The following is a 14463-nucleotide window of genomic DNA, read 5'->3' on the forward strand; positions in this document are numbered from 1 at the left end:
CCGCGCGTGCGCCGCGACCGGATCCGGCGGGCGGGACCGCCGCCGCACGGGGGTGCGCCGTCCGCCCGGGTGCCACCGTCACGGTGTGGCCGCTCAGGCTGGGTCAGCTCCCGGCGATCCGGTCGAGCACGTCGGCCAGGCCCTTCGGCTCGCTGAGCATCGGCCAGTGCCCGGTGGGCAGCGCGTGCAACTGGCCACCGGCCAGCCCCGCGAAGAACGGGTGCCCCTGCGCGATCATGCCCTCCACCACCTCCAGCGGGAAGGTGCTGGCCACCAGCGCGGTCGGCACCGCGCGCCCGCCGGTGCGGCGCACCGGGTCGGTGGCGGCGCGCAGCGGATGGGGGGTGGCGCGCCGCCGCAGCAGCGCGAGCGCGGCGGCGTCCAGGCCGGCCAGGTTCTCCGGGTCCTCGGCCGGGTCCCACGCGGGCGGGGGCAGCAGGTGGCCGTCGCCGATCCGGGCGCGCAGCCGCTCCTGCTCCTCCGGCGGGTTGGTGTCGAACTGCGACATGCCGTCCGGCATCGGCCCGCTCTCCACGTAGACCACCCGGGCGATCCGGTCCGGGACGCGCTCCGCCGCCTGGGTCACCGGCAGCCCGCCACCCGAATGGCCCACCAGCACCACGTCGTGCAGGTCCTCCACCTCGATCAGCCGGACGACGTCGGTGGTGTGCGTCTCCAGGCCCACCTCGGGGCCGGCCAGGTGGGCGCGCTCGGCCAACCCGGTCAGCGTCACCGGGTACACCTCGTGGCCCTGCTCGCGCAGCGCCGCGGTCACCTCCCGCCACGCCCAACCACCCAGCCAGAAGCCCGGAACCAGTACGAACGTCGCCATCTGCCTTCTCCCTCTGTCGTCGCTCCGGGACACCGTACGATCAAATCCGGACGCTTTCCGCCCTAATTGAAGGAGTGGTCCGTGTCACATCCCGCCGCCAGGGTGCTCGGCATGCTCGAGCTGCTCCAGAGCCACCACCGGCTCACCGGGGCCGAGCTGGCCCGCCGGCTGTCGGTGGACGAGCGCACCGTGCGGCGCTACGCCGCGACGCTGGCCGAGCTGGGCATCCCGGTGGCCGCCGAGCGGGGTCGCCACGGCGGCTACCGGCTGCGCCCCGGCTACAAGCTGCCGCCGCTGATGCTCACCGACGACGAGGCGGTGGCCGTGCTGCTCGGGCTGGTCGCCGCCGAGCGGCTCGGGCTGGGCACCGAGGAACCGGCGACCGCCACCGCGCTGGCCAAGATCCGCCGGGTGCTCCCGTCCGCGCTGGGCGACCGGCTCGCCGCCGTGCAGGAGCACCTCGGCTTCACGCTGCGGCACCCCACGGCGGAGGCCCGCCCGGCGACCGGGACGTTGCTCACCCTCGGCGCGGCCGCCCGGCACCGGCGCCGGGTGCGGCTGGACTACCGATCCTGGTCCGGCGCAGCCTCCCGGCGGCAGCTCGACCCGTACGGCCTGGTCTTCCACGCCGGCCGGTGGTACGTGACGGGGCACGACCACCTGCGCGGGGAGGTGCGCACGTTCCGCCTGGACCGCATCGGCGAGGTGGAGACGGGGACCGAGACCTTCGTCGTGCCCGACGGCTTCGACCCGGTGGCCCAGGTGACCCGCTCGCTGGCCGGCGTTCCCTACGCCCACGACGTCGAGGTGCTGCTCGAGACCGACCTGGCGACGGCCCGACGACGGGTCCCGCCGAGCGTGGCCGAGCTGACGGAAAGCACCGACGGGGTGCTGTTGCGCGCCCGCGCGGAGAACCTCGACGGGATGGCCCAACTGCTCGCAGGGCTGGGCTGGCCGTTCACCGTGCTGAGCCCGGACGCCCTGCGTACCGCGGTGACCGAGCACGCCCGCCGGCTCGCCGGTTGGGCCGGACGGACGCCGGGTTGACCCGGCCGCCGGCGGCACGGTCGCCTCGGCGCCGGCGGTTTCGGCGGGCCGGGTGGCCACCACGTGGACAGTCCCGGTCCGCGACCGGACGGCTGGACTAGGCTGCCGGCGATGGACGAAATGACCCGGATCCCCGTCGGCGGCGAGCGCCCGTACGACGTGCTGGTGGGACGCGACCTGCTCGACGCGCTGCCCGGCCTGCTGCCGGGCGCGACCCGGGTGGCGGTGCTGCACGCGCCCCCGCTCAAGGAGTTGGCCGACGCGATCGGCGACCGGCTGCGCGCGGCCGGCGTCGCGCCGCTGCCGATCGAGGTGCCGGACGCCGAGGCGGGCAAGCACATCCACGTCGCCGCGGCCTGCTGGGACAAGCTGGGCGAGGCCGGGTTCACCCGCACCGACGCGGTGGTCGGGGTGGGCGGCGGCGCCGTCACCGACCTGGCCGGCTTCGTGGCGGCGTCCTGGCTGCGCGGCGTGCGCTGGGTGCCGGTGGCGACCTCACTGCTGGGCATGGTCGACGCCGCGGTGGGCGGCAAGACCGGGATCAACACCTCGGCCGGGAAGAACCTGGTCGGCGCGTTCCACCCGCCGGTCGGGGTCCTCGCCGACCTGGCGACCCTGGACAGCCTGCCCCCGGCCGACCTCGCCGCCGGCCTCGCCGAGGTGGTCAAGTGCGGGTTCATCGCCGACCCGGTGATCCTCGACCTGGTGGAACGGGACCCGGCGGCGGCCACCGACCCGACCGGCCCCGTGACGCGGGAGCTGATCGAGCGGGCGATCCGGGTCAAGGCCGACGTGGTCTCCGGCGACCTGCGCGAGTCGGGGGTGCGGGAGGTACTCAACTACGGTCACACCCTCGCCCACGCCATCGAGAAGGAGGAGGGCTACCGCTGGCGGCACGGGCACGCGGTGGCCGTCGGCATGGTCTACGCCGGTGAGCTGGCGCGGCTCGCCGGCCGCCTGGACGCCGCCACGGCGGAGCGGCACCGCACGGCGATGGCGGCGTTGGGCCTGCCCACCAGCTACCCGGCCGACGCCTGGCCCCGGCTGCTGGGCACGATGCGGGTGGACAAGAAGGCCCGGGGCAGCCAACTGCGCTTCGTGGTGCTGGACGGGCTGGCCCGCCCCGCCATCCTGGAGGGCCCGGCGGACGACCTGCTGGAGGCGGCCTACCGCGAGGTCGCGGCGTGAGGGTCTACGTGCTCAACGGTCCCAACCTCGGCCGGCTCGGCACCCGCCAGCCGGACGTCTACGGCGCGACCAGCTACGCAGACCTCGTAGCGCTCTGTGAGGCGACCGGGCGCGAGCTCGGCCTGGACGTGACCGTCCGGCAGACCGATGCCGAGCACGAGCTGCTGGGCTGGCTGCACGCCGCCGCCGACGAGGGCGCCGCGGTGGTGCTCAACCCGGCGGCCTGGTCGCACTACTCGTACGCGGTCCGGGACGCCTGCGCGATGCTGCGCGGGCCGCTGGTCGAGGTGCACATCTCCAACATCCACGCCCGGGAGGAGTTCCGGCACCGTTCCGTGGTCTCGGCGGTCGCGACCGGGGTGATCTGCGGGCTCGGCGTCGACGGCTACCGCCTGGCCCTGCACCACCTCGCCCACCGAAACCGCTGACGGCGCGACCGCCGAACAGGCGAGAGATCCGCCGGCCGGAGCCGGACTCCCGGGTTCACCGGAGCCGGGCTCCCGGGTTTACTCGTCGCGCTGAGTGACGCTAGACACTCGTCACCCCGCGTCACTGCTTTCTTCGCGTCCGTGGGGCGCCTCGCGGACGCTTTGCTCTGCACCCACATGCGCACCGGCGGCCTGAGCTGGGAGTCTTCGGCCAGCCGTAAGAGGCCGCTGTGCGACGAGTGTCACACAGGGTGAGCGGTGCGTCCGTGGGTGCAGAGCAAAGGGCGCGCGAGGTGGGTGTCCGAGGGGCGAGCGCCATGTGCGGAGGGTCACGGGTGTGGAGCGGTGGAGACGGTCGGTGGTGCGGGCGGGGCAGGGGCAGACGCGGCGGGCGCCGGTAAACGGCGGGCAGCGGCGCGTAGACGGCGCGTAGACGGCGGGCAGCGGCGGGCAGCGGCGCGCGGCGCAACTAGTAGACTTGCCAGGTCTGTCCGCCAATTGATGATCAAGGCAGGAAATGGCCACCACCAACGACCTGAAGAACGGCCTGGTACTCAACCTCGACGGAGAGCTCTGGGCCGTCGTCGAGTTCCAGCACGTCAAGCCCGGTAAGGGTGGTGCGTTCGTGCGTACCACGCTGAAGAACGTGCTGTCCGGCAAGGTGGTCGACAAGACCTTCAACGCGGGCACCAAGGTCGAGACCGCGACCGTGGACAAGCGCACGATGCAGTATCTGTACGCCGACGGCGAGGACTACGTCTTCATGGATCTGGAGACGTTCGACCAGATCACCGTCCCCGGCGGCACCGTCGGCGAGGCGGCGAACTACCTGCTGCCCGAGGCCGAGGCGACCGTCGCCACCCACGAGAGCGTCCCGCTCTACATCGAGCTGCCGACCAGCGTCGTGCTGGAGGTCACCTACACCGAGCCGGGTCTGCAGGGCGACCGGTCGACCGGCGGCAACAAGCCGGCCACCGTCGAGACCGGCGCGACCGTGCAGGTCCCGCTCTTCATCACCACCGGCGAGAAGATCAAGGTCGACACCCGCGACGGCCGTTACCTCGGCCGCGCCTGATGGCCGAGGGTCCCAAGCAGCAGATGCCGGCGCGCCGCAAGGCGCGCAAGCGGGCGCTGGACGTGCTCTTCGAGGCCGACCTGCGGGACCGCCCGCCGGTCGAGGTGCTCGCCGGCTACATCGAGCGGATCGAGAAGCCCCGGCCCGAGCACCTGGGATACGCGGTGAGCCTGGTCGAGGGGGTGGCCGCGCACCTCGACCGGATCGACGAGGTGATCGCCAGCTACGCCGAGGGCTGGACGCTCGACCGGATGCCCGTGGTCGACCGCAACCTGGCCCGCATCGCGGTCTACGAGCTGCTCTACGTCGACGAGATCGACGACGCGGTGGCGATCAGCGAGGCCGTCGAGCTGGCCCGGCAGATGTCGACCGACGACTCCCCGCGCTTCCTCAACGGGATCCTCGGCCGGATCGCCGAGTACGCCACCCGTTGAGGCGGCCCGCAGCATTCCCGGCATTCGCGGCGCCCCCGCCGCCGGCGGCCGTGTGACACGTACGACAGAAGGGCCCGTGCCGTCCGGCACGGGCCCTTCTCGTGGTCGGGCTCAGGAGGCGAAGAACGCCCGCGGGTCGGCGACCAGCACACCGTGCTCGGTGAGCCGCTCGATCAGGCCGGACGGCGAGGCGTCGTAGACGATCGCGAGCGCGCGCAGGTCGTCGGCGCGGATCGAGAGCACGCGCCCGTTGTAGTCACCGCGCTGCTGCTGGATGGCGCGCGCGTAGCGGGCGACGTAGGCCAGCTCCTCGGAGGCCTCGTCGTACAGCCGCTCCAGGTCCAGGACGATCTTGCTGGTGGGCTCGTGGCGCACCCCGCTGCCGTCGGGCAGCAGCTCCGAGACGGGAACGCGGTAGAAGTCGGCCAGCTCGGCCAGGCGCGACACCGTGACGGCGCGGTCGCCGCGCTCGTACGAACCGACCACCACCGCCTTCCACCGCCCGTTCGACTTCTCCTCCACGCCCTGCAGGGACAGGCCCTGCTGCTGGCGGATGGAGCGCAGGCGGGCGCCCAGAGACTTGGCGTATTCAGAGGGCATTCGGACACTCCCAGTGCTGCTCGGGGTTCTCCCAGCGGTTCGCTACGGAGCGTGACGGTACGGGGGTTGCGACACGTGGTCAAGTGGTCGTGACCCTACCGTTGGGGACCGTCGGGAGAGTTGTCCCGTTTCGTCGGCTGATTAGAGGGTCAGTGGCCGGCGGCGGTTGGCGCGGTGACCACTGGTAACGTGGCGTGAAGCCCCGGTCCGGGCCGCTCGCGGTTCGGTGCCGGCATCCGACGTCCTTTAACGACCCGTCCCGTGAGGCGGGGAAGGAGGTCCGCCGTGGCCTACCCACCGGCTGCCCAGTCGTCGCCGCCGCGACAACCCTCGGTGAAGGTGATCCTCGCCAGCGCCGACGTCCAGCGCGTGGTCGACCGCATCGCCCACCAGATCCTGGAGAAGACCCAGGGCGCCGAGAACACCGTCCTGCTCGGCATCCCCACCCGGGGTGCCCCGCTCGCGAGGCGGCTCGCCGCCCGGATCAGCACCTTCGAGGACGTGACCATCCCGGTCGGCGTGCTCGACATCACCCTCTACCGCGACGACCTGCGCCGGCACGCCACCCGCGCGGTCGGGCCGACCCAGGTGCCGCCCGGCGGCATCGACGGCAAGCGGGTCATCCTCGTCGACGACGTGCTCTTCTCCGGCCGTACGGTGCGGGCGGCGCTCGACGCGCTCAACGACGTGGGGCGCCCGGCGTCCGTCCAGCTCGCCGTCCTGGTCGACCGCGGGCACCGCGAGCTGCCGATCCGCGCCGACTACGTCGGCAAGAACATCCCGACCTCCCTCGCGGAGAGCGTGAAGGTCACCCTCGCGGAGACCGACGGCGCCGACGAGGTCAAGCTGTACGGGGGGACCCCCTCATGATCAGGCACCTGCTCTCCGGCGCCGACCTCGACGCCGCCACGGCCACCCAGATCCTGGACACCGCCGCCGAGATGGCCACCGTCGCCGGCCGGGAGGTCAAGAAGCTGCCCGCCCTGCGGGGTCGCACCGTGGTGAACCTCTTCTACGAGGACTCCACCCGGACCCGGATCTCGTTCGAGGCGGCGGCGAAGCGGCTCAGCGCCGACGTGATCAACTTCTCGGCCAAGGGCTCCAGCGTGGCCAAGGGCGAGAGCCTGAAGGACACCGCGCTGACCCTCCAGGCGATGGGCGCCGACGCGGTGGTCGTCCGGCACCCCGCCTCCGGCGCCCCGCACCGGCTCGCCGACTGGGTCGACGGCTCGGTGGTCAACGCCGGCGACGGCACCCACGAGCACCCCACCCAGGCGCTGCTCGACGCGTACACGATGCGCTCCCGGCTCGGGCGGCTGGCCGGCCTGTCGGTCGCGGTGGTCGGGGACGTGCTGCACAGCCGGGTGGCCCGCTCCAACGTGCTGCTGCTGTCCACCCTCGGCGCCAAGGTGACCCTGGTCGGGCCGCCGACGCTGATCCCCGTCCACATCGCGCAGGCGCTCGCGCCCGGCACCGACGTCTCCTACGACCTCGACGCGGTGCTGCCGCAGTCGGACGTGGTGATGATGCTGCGGGTGCAGCGGGAGCGGATGAACGACTCCTACTTCCCGTCCGCCCGCGAGTACGCCCGCCGCTACGGCCTGGACGGCCCGCGGATGCGCCGGCTGCCCGAGCACGCGATCGTCATGCACCCCGGCCCGATGAACCGGGGCATGGAGATCACGCCCGAGGTCGCCGACTCGCCCCGCTCCACCATCGTTGAACAGGTCGCCAACGGCGTCTCCGTCCGGATGGCCGTCCTCTACCTGCTGCTCGGGGGGAACAACCGGTGAGCTCGTACCTCATCTCCAACGTGAGCGTCGTCGGCGCCGCGCCGACCGACCTGCTGATCCGCGACGGCGTCGTCGCGGCCGTCGGCGCCGGGCTGGACGCGCCGGACGCCACCGTCGTCGACGGCACCGGGCTGGTCGCCCTGCCCGGCCTGGTCGACCTGCACACCCACCTGCGCGAGCCCGGCCGGGAGGACGCCGAGACCGTCGAGTCCGGGTCCCGGGCGGCGGCGCTCGGCGGCTACACCGCGGTCTGCGCGATGGCCAACACCTCGCCCGTCGCCGACACCGCGGGCGTGGTCGAGCAGGTCTGGCGGCTCGGCCGGGAGGCCGGGCTGGTCGACGTGCAGCCCATCGGCGCGGTCACCGTCGGTCTGGCCGGCGAGCAGCTCGCCGAGCTGGGCGCGATGGCCGACTCGGCGGCCCGGGTGCGGATCTTCTCCGACGACGGGCACTGCGTCGCCGACCCGAAGCTGATGCGCCGCGCCCTGGAGTACGTCAAGGCGTTCGACGGGATCATCGCCCAGCACGCCGAGGAGCCCCGGCTCACCGAGGGCGCGCAGATGCACGAGGGCGAGGTGTCGACGCGGCTCGGCCTGACCGGCTGGCCGGCGGTCGCCGAGGAGGCGATCATCGCCCGGGACGTGCTGCTCGCCGAGCACGTCGGCAGCCGACTGCACGTCTGCCACGTCTCCACCGCCGGCAGCGTCGAGGTGCTGCGCCAGGCCAAGGCCCGGGGCATCCGGGTCACCGCCGAGGTGACCCCGCACCACCTGCTGCTCACCGACGAGCGGGCGGAGACCTACGACCCGGTCTACAAGGTCAACCCGCCGCTGCGCACCGCGACCGACATCGCCGCGCTGCGGGCCGCCCTGGTCGAGGGCGTGATCGACATCGTCGCCACCGACCACGCCCCGCACGCCGTGGAGGACAAGGAGTGCGAGTGGGCGTACGCCCGGCCGGGCATGCTCGGCCTGGAGACGGCGCTGTCCATCGCCCTCGACGTGCTCGGCCCCGAGTGGGACCTGATCGCCGAGCGGATGTCGCGCACCCCGGCCCGGATCGCCGGCCTGGAGGGGCACGGCCTCGACCCGGCGCCCGGCGTGCCCGCCAACCTGACCCTGGTCGACCCGGCCGCCCGCCGCACCATCGAGCCGGCGGAGCTGGCCAGTCGCAGCCGCAACACCCCGTACGCCCGCATGACGCTGCCGGGTCGCATCGTGGCGACCTTCCTGCGCGGCGAGCCGACGGTCCTGGACGGAAAGGCTGTCAAGTGAGCACCAAGCGCAGGCCCGCGATCCTCGTGTTGGAGGACGGGCGCACGTTCCACGGCGAGGCGTACGGCAGCGTCGGGGAGACCTTCGGCGAGGCGGTCTTCAACACCGGCATGACCGGCTACCAGGAGACCCTGACCGACCCCTCCTACCACCGGCAGGTGGTCGTGCAGACCGCCCCGCACATCGGCAACACCGGCGTCAACGGCGAGGACGACGAGTCCGGCCGGATCTGGGTCGCCGGCTACGTGGTCCGCGACCCGGCCCGGATCGGCTCGAACTGGCGGGCCACCGGCGGGCTGGAGGACCGGCTGGCCGCCGAGGGCGTGGTCGGCATCAGCGGCGTGGACACCCGGGCGCTGACCCGGCACCTGCGCGAGCGCGGCGCGATGCGGGTCGGCATCTCCAGCGTCGAGACCGACCCGCGGGCCCTGCTGGCCCGGGTGCGGCAGGCCCCGGAGATGGTCGGCGCGGACCTCTCCGCCGAGGTGACCACCGCGAAGCCGTACGTGGTGGCGGCCGAGGGCGAGCACCGGTTCACGGTGGCCGCGCTGGACCTGGGCATCAAGCGCAACGTGCCGCGCCGGCTGGCCGCGCGCGGCGTCACCACCCACGTGCTGCCCGCCACGTCCACCATCGACGACCTGCTCGCCACCGGCGCGGACGCCGTCTTCTTCTCGCCCGGCCCCGGCGACCCGGCCACCGCGGACGCGCCGGTGGCGCTGGCCCGCGAGGTGCTGCGCCGGAAGGTGCCGCTGTTCGGCATCTGCTTCGGCAGCCAGATCCTCGGCCGGGCGCTCGGCTTCGGCACGTACAAGCTGGGCTACGGCCACCGGGGGATCAACCAGCCGGTGCTCGACCGGGTCACCGGCAAGGTCGAGGTGACCAGCCACAACCACGGCTTCGCGGTCGAGGTCCCGGGCGCGCGGCAGGGCGCGGTCGTACCCGATCAGGTGATCGAGACCGAGTTCGGTGGCGTCCAGGTCAGTCACGTCTGCCTCAATGACAACGTCGTCGAGGGGCTGCGGGCCAAGGACGTGCCCGCCTTCACCGTCCAGTACCACCCGGAGGCGGCAGCCGGTCCGCACGACGCGGACTACCTCTTCGACCGCTTCGCCGAGCTGATCGAGGGCCGGACCCAGAACGAGGGGCGCACACATGCCTAAGCGGACCGATCTCAAGCACATCCTGGTGATCGGCTCCGGGCCGATCGTGATCGGGCAGGCCTGCGAGTTCGACTACTCCGGCACCCAGGCCTGCCGGGTGCTGCGCAGCGAGGGAATCCGGGTCAGCCTGGTCAACTCGAACCCGGCGACGATCATGACGGACCCGGAGTTCGCCGACGCCACCTACGTCGAGCCGATCACCCCGGAGTTCGTCGAGCTGGTCATCGCCAAGGAACGCCCGGACGCGATCCTGCCCACCCTGGGCGGGCAGACCGCGCTGAACACCGCGGTCGCCCTGCACGAGGCGGGCGTGCTGGAGAAGTACGGCGTCGAGCTGATCGGCGCCAACATCGAGGCGATCAACCGGGGCGAGGACCGCCAGCTGTTCAAGGACATCGTCGCCAAGGCCGGCGTACGCCTGGGCCTGGACGACCCGTCCGGCCTGGTGCCCCGGTCCCGGGTCTGCCACTCGATGGCCGAGGTCGAGGCCACGGTCGCCGAGCTGGGCCTGCCGGTGGTGATCCGGCCGTCGTTCACGATGGGCGGCCTCGGCTCCGGCATGGCGCACACCCCGGAGGAGTTGGCCCGCATCGCGGGTGACGGGCTCACCGCGAGCCCGGTGCACGAGGTGCTCATCGAGGAGAGCGTGCTCGGCTGGAAGGAGTACGAGCTCGAACTCATGCGCGACCGGCACGACAACGTGGTGGTCGTCTGCTCGATCGAGAACGTCGACCCGATGGGCGTGCACACCGGCGACAGCGTCACCGTGGCCCCGGCCATGACGCTCACCGACCGGGAGTACCAGCGCCTGCGCGACCTGGGCATCGCGGTGCTGCGCGAGGTCGGCGTGGACACCGGCGGGTGCAACATCCAGTTCGCGGTGAACCCGGCCGACGGCCGGATCGTGGTGATCGAGATGAACCCGCGGGTGTCCCGGTCGTCGGCGCTGGCGTCCAAGGCGACCGGCTTCCCGATCGCCAAGATCGCCGCGAAGCTGGCCATCGGCTACACCCTGGACGAGATCCCCAACGACATCACGCTGAAGACCCCGGCGGCGTTCGAGCCGACCCTGGACTACGTGGTGGTGAAGATCCCGCGGTTCGCGTTCGAGAAGTTCCCCGGCGCGGACCCGGAGCTGACGACCACGATGAAGTCCGTCGGCGAGGCGATGAGCCTGGGCCGCAACTTCAGCGAGGCGCTGAACAAGGCGATGCGCTCGCTGGAGACGAAGGCGGGCGGCTTCTGGACGCTGCCCGACCCGGCCGGCGCGACGAAGGAGAACACCCTCGCCGCGCTGCGGATGCCGCACGACGGCCGGCTCTACACGGTGGAGCGGGCGCTGCGGCTGGGCGCCTCGATCGCCGAGGTGGCCGCCGCGTCCGGCGGGATCGACCCGTGGTTCCTGGACCAGATCGCCGCCCTGGTCGAGCTGCGCGCGGAGATCGTCGCCGCGCCGGTGCTCGACGCCGACCTGTTGCGCCTGGCCAAGCGGGCCGGCCTGTCGGACCGGCAGCTGGCCGCGCTGCGCCCGGAGCTGGCCGCCGAGGACGGCGTACGCACGCTGCGGCACCGCCTGGGCGTCCGCCCGGTCTACAAGACCGTGGACACCTGCGCCGCCGAGTTCGAGGCGACCACGCCCTACCACTACTCCTCCTACGACTCCGAGACGGAGGTCGTCGGCTCGGACCGGCCGAAGGTGCTGATCCTCGGCTCCGGGCCGAACCGGATCGGGCAGGGCATCGAGTTCGACTACTCCTGCGTGCACGCGGTTCAGGCGCTGCGCAGCGCGCCGGTCGGCACCGCCGCTGCGTCCGCCGCGGGCGCCGCTGGGTCCGCTTCCGGCGCCGCGGGCGCCGCTGGGTCCGCTTCCAGCGCCGGGTTCGAGACCGTGATGGTCAACTGCAACCCGGAGACGGTCTCCACCGACTACGACACGGCCGACCGGCTCTACTTCGAGCCGCTCACCTTCGAGGACGTGCTCGAGGTCTGGCACGCGGAGGACTCCTCCGGCAGGGCGGCCGGCGGGCCGGGCGTGGTCGGGGTGATCGTGCAGCTCGGCGGGCAGACCCCGCTGGGCCTGGCGCAGCGGCTCAAGGACGCGGGCGTGCCGGTCGTCGGCACCTCCCCGGAGTCGATCCACCTGGCCGAGGAGCGGGGCGCGTTCGGGGCGGTGCTGGCCCGGGCCGGGCTGCGCGCCCCGGCGCACGGCATGGCCACCTCGTACGACGAGGCGAAGGCGATCGCCGACGAGATCGGCTACCCGGTGCTGGTGCGGCCGTCGTACGTGCTGGGCGGGCGCGGCATGGAGATCGTCTACGACGACGCGACGCTGCGCGACTACATCGGGCGGGCCACCGACATCTCCCCGGACCACCCGGTGCTCGTGGACCGGTTCCTCGACGACGCCATCGAGATCGACGTGGACGCGCTCTGCGACGCCGACGGCGAGGTCTACCTCGGCGGGGTGATGGAGCACATCGAGGAGGCCGGCATCCACTCCGGCGACTCGTCCTGCTCGCTGCCGCCGATCACCCTGGCCGGCTCGCACGTCGCGCAGGTCCGCCGCTACACGGAGGCGATCGCCCGGGGCATCGGCGTGCGCGGCCTGCTCAACGTGCAGTACGCGCTGAAGGACGACGTGCTCTACGTGCTGGAGGCGAACCCCCGCGCGTCCCGGACGGTCCCGTTCGTCTCCAAGGCCACGGCGGTGCCGCTGGCGAAGGCGGCGGCCCGGATCGCGCTCGGCGCCACCATCGCCGAGCTGCGGGCCGAGGGGCTGCTCCCGGCCACCGGGGACGGCGGCTCGCTGCCGGCCGGCGCCCCGATCGCGGTCAAGGAGGCGGTGCTGCCGTTCAAGCGGTTCCGCACCCCGACGGGCAAGGGCATGGATTCGCTGCTCGGGCCGGAGATGAAGTCGACCGGCGAGGTGATGGGCATCGACACGGCCTTCGGGAACGCCTTCGCCAAGTCGCAGTCGGCCGCGTACGGCTCGCTGCCGACCGCCGGGAAGATCTTCGTCTCGGTCGCCAACCGGGACAAGCGCGGCATGATCTTCCCGGTGAAGCGCCTGGCCGACCTGGGCTTCGAGATCGTCGCCACCACCGGCACCGCCGAGGTGCTGCGCCGGCACGGCATCGCCTGCGAGCAGATCCGCAAGCACTACGAGTCCGGCGCGGGCGAGGACGCGGTGTCGCTGATCCTCGGCGGCGACGTCGCCCTGGTCATCAACACCCCGCAGGGCTCGGGTGCCAGCGCCCGCTCGGACGGCTACGAGATCCGCAGCGCCGCCGTCACGGCGGACATCCCGTGCATCACCACCGTGCCGGGCGCGGCGGCGGCCGTGATGGGCATCGAGGCGCGTATCCGGGGCGACATGCAGGTCCGCCCCCTCCAGGAGCTGCACGCCGCCCTGCGGGCCGCCGAGTGACCCGCCCCCAGCCGGTTGATCATGAGGTTGTTGTCGTGACACGCCGGTGCGACGGGCAACAACCTCATGATCAACGGGGGCCGGGAGGTCGGGCGTGATCTTCGAGCGGGTGGTGCGGCCGGGGCTGTTCCGGATCGGGGCGGGGGACGCGGAGGTGGCGCACGAGTGGACGCTGCGTCGGCTGGCGGGACTGTCCCGCCGGCCGGCGGCGCTGGCCGCCCTGCGCGCCCGGTACGCCGTCCGGGCGCCGCGCACGGTGTTCGGCGTCGAGTTCCCCAATCCGGTGGGGCTCGCCGCCGGCATGGACAAGGACGGCGCGGCGCTGCCGGCCTGGCCGGCGCTCGGCTTCGGCTTCGTCGAGGTCGGCACGGTCACCGCGCACCCGCAGCCGGGCAACCCCCGGCCCCGGCTGTTCCGGCTGCCCGACAGCGAGGCCGTGGTCAACCGGATGGGCTTCAACAACGCCGGTGCCGAGGCCCTCGCGGCCCGGCTGGCGGCGCTGCCCCGCCCGCTCCGGGTGCCGCTGGGCATCTCGCTCGGCAAGTCCAAGGTGACCCCGCTGGACGGGGCCGTGGAGGACTACCTCGCCTCGTACCGGGCGCTGCGCGGGCACGGCGACTACTTCGCGGTCAACGTCTCCTCGCCGAACACCCCGGGCCTGCGCGCGTTGCAGGACCGGGCGCACCTGGACGCCCTGCTCGCCGCGCTGGTGGGGGAGAAGCCGGTGCTGGTGAAGATCGCCCCCGACCTCACCGAGCCGGCGATCGCCGAACTGTTGGAGGTCTGCCTGGCCCGGGGCGCGGCGGGAGTGATCGCCACCAACACGACACTGGCGCGCGACGGCCTCGCCCCGGCCGACCGGGAGCGCGGCGCGCAGGCAGGCGGCCTGTCTGGCCGGCCGCTGGCCGACCGGGCCCGCGAGGTGGTGTCGTTCGTGCACCGGGAGACCGGCGGGCGGCTGCCGGTCGTCGGCGTCGGCGGCATCCTCGACCCCGACGACGCCGCCCGGATGTTCGACGCGGGCGCCGCCCTGGTCCAGCTCTACACGGGCTTCATCTACCGCGGCCCGGCCCTGCCCCGGGCGGTCGCCCGTGCCACGGCCGCCGCCCCGGTACCGGCCCGGTAACCGCAGTACCCGTGATCTTGCACTTTCCGCCCCGGCCAATGCCTCATGCCGGACGAAACGGGGGCCACGAGTGCAA

The 14463-nt window shown here is 73.2% G+C and carries 13 protein-coding genes; 11 read left to right on the forward strand and 2 right to left on the reverse strand.

Annotated features, from left to right (window positions below; all coding sequences use genetic code 11):
- Positions 1 to 103: 103 nt before the first annotated feature.
- Positions 104 to 832: an alpha/beta fold hydrolase gene (locus ACGF5C_RS15400; protein WP_393301823.1), complete on the reverse strand. Its 729-nt coding sequence runs from the start codon at positions 830 to 832 to the stop codon at positions 104 to 106.
- 81 nt (positions 833 to 913) lie between these two features.
- Here ACGF5C_RS15400 and ACGF5C_RS15405 point away from each other — a divergent pair, with 81 nt between their 5' ends.
- The 5 genes from ACGF5C_RS15405 (at position 914) to nusB (ending at position 5004) form a co-directional block, all read left to right on the forward strand.
- The gene (locus tag ACGF5C_RS15405) at positions 914 to 1879 is read left to right on the forward strand and encodes a helix-turn-helix transcriptional regulator (protein ID WP_393301826.1); all 966 of its coding nucleotides are present in this window, start codon (positions 914 to 916) and stop codon (positions 1877 to 1879) included.
- 111 nt (positions 1880 to 1990) lie between these two features.
- Complete coding sequence (gene aroB / locus ACGF5C_RS15410; RefSeq protein ID WP_393301829.1) at positions 1991 to 3067, forward strand: 3-dehydroquinate synthase; 1077 nt, start codon at positions 1991 to 1993, stop codon at positions 3065 to 3067.
- Positions 3064 to 3495: a type II 3-dehydroquinate dehydratase gene (gene aroQ / locus ACGF5C_RS15415; protein ID WP_393301832.1), complete on the forward strand. Its 432-nt coding sequence runs from the start codon at positions 3064 to 3066 to the stop codon at positions 3493 to 3495. The genes aroB and aroQ overlap by 4 nt, the downstream gene beginning before the upstream one ends.
- Positions 3496 to 4012: 517 nt before the next feature.
- Positions 4013 to 4570 carry an elongation factor P gene (gene efp, locus ACGF5C_RS15420; protein WP_013285503.1) on the forward strand — a complete coding sequence of 186 codons (558 nt, stop codon included), beginning with the start codon at positions 4013 to 4015 and terminating at the stop codon, positions 4568 to 4570.
- 23 nt (positions 4571 to 4593) lie between these two features.
- Positions 4594 to 5004 (forward strand): transcription antitermination factor NusB, encoded by a 411-nt coding sequence (gene nusB / locus ACGF5C_RS15425; RefSeq protein WP_176737511.1) that lies wholly within the window; start codon positions 4594 to 4596, stop codon positions 5002 to 5004.
- A gap of 111 nt (positions 5005 to 5115) precedes the next feature.
- On the opposite strand, the gene ACGF5C_RS15430 is transcribed toward nusB, so the two are convergent.
- Positions 5116 to 5604 (reverse strand): transcriptional regulator, encoded by a 489-nt coding sequence (locus tag ACGF5C_RS15430; protein WP_091436620.1) that lies wholly within the window; start codon positions 5602 to 5604, stop codon positions 5116 to 5118.
- Between the two features lie 285 nt (positions 5605 to 5889).
- Between ACGF5C_RS15430 and pyrR the strand changes: the two genes are divergently transcribed.
- The 6 genes from pyrR to ACGF5C_RS15460 all read left to right on the forward strand — a co-directional run bounded on the left by pyrR (position 5890) and on the right by ACGF5C_RS15460 (position 14387).
- Positions 5890 to 6474: a bifunctional pyr operon transcriptional regulator/uracil phosphoribosyltransferase PyrR gene (gene pyrR, locus ACGF5C_RS15435; RefSeq protein ID WP_393301836.1), complete on the forward strand. Its 585-nt coding sequence runs from the start codon at positions 5890 to 5892 to the stop codon at positions 6472 to 6474.
- Complete coding sequence (locus tag ACGF5C_RS15440) at positions 6471 to 7397, forward strand: aspartate carbamoyltransferase catalytic subunit (protein ID WP_091095578.1); 927 nt, start codon at positions 6471 to 6473, stop codon at positions 7395 to 7397. The genes pyrR and ACGF5C_RS15440 overlap by 4 nt, the downstream gene beginning before the upstream one ends.
- On the forward strand, positions 7394 to 8671 hold the full coding sequence (locus ACGF5C_RS15445) for a dihydroorotase (RefSeq protein WP_363705921.1): 1278 nt from the start codon (positions 7394 to 7396) through the stop codon (positions 8669 to 8671). Before ACGF5C_RS15440 ends, ACGF5C_RS15445 begins: the two co-directional genes overlap by 4 nt.
- Positions 8668 to 9834: a glutamine-hydrolyzing carbamoyl-phosphate synthase small subunit gene (gene carA, locus ACGF5C_RS15450; protein ID WP_357701402.1), complete on the forward strand. Its 1167-nt coding sequence runs from the start codon at positions 8668 to 8670 to the stop codon at positions 9832 to 9834. The genes ACGF5C_RS15445 and carA overlap by 4 nt, the downstream gene beginning before the upstream one ends.
- The gene (gene carB, locus ACGF5C_RS15455) at positions 9827 to 13261 is read left to right on the forward strand and encodes a carbamoyl-phosphate synthase large subunit (RefSeq protein WP_393301841.1); all 3435 of its coding nucleotides are present in this window, start codon (positions 9827 to 9829) and stop codon (positions 13259 to 13261) included. Before carA ends, carB begins: the two co-directional genes overlap by 8 nt.
- Before the next feature lie 94 nt (positions 13262 to 13355).
- Positions 13356 to 14387 carry a quinone-dependent dihydroorotate dehydrogenase gene (locus ACGF5C_RS15460; protein ID WP_393301844.1) on the forward strand — a complete coding sequence of 344 codons (1032 nt, stop codon included), beginning with the start codon at positions 13356 to 13358 and terminating at the stop codon, positions 14385 to 14387.
- The last annotated feature ends 76 nt before the right edge of the window (positions 14388 to 14463 follow it).

This window comes from Micromonospora sp. NPDC047620 (assembly GCF_043205005.1).
Lineage (GTDB): Bacteria > Actinomycetota > Actinomycetes > Mycobacteriales > Micromonosporaceae > Micromonospora.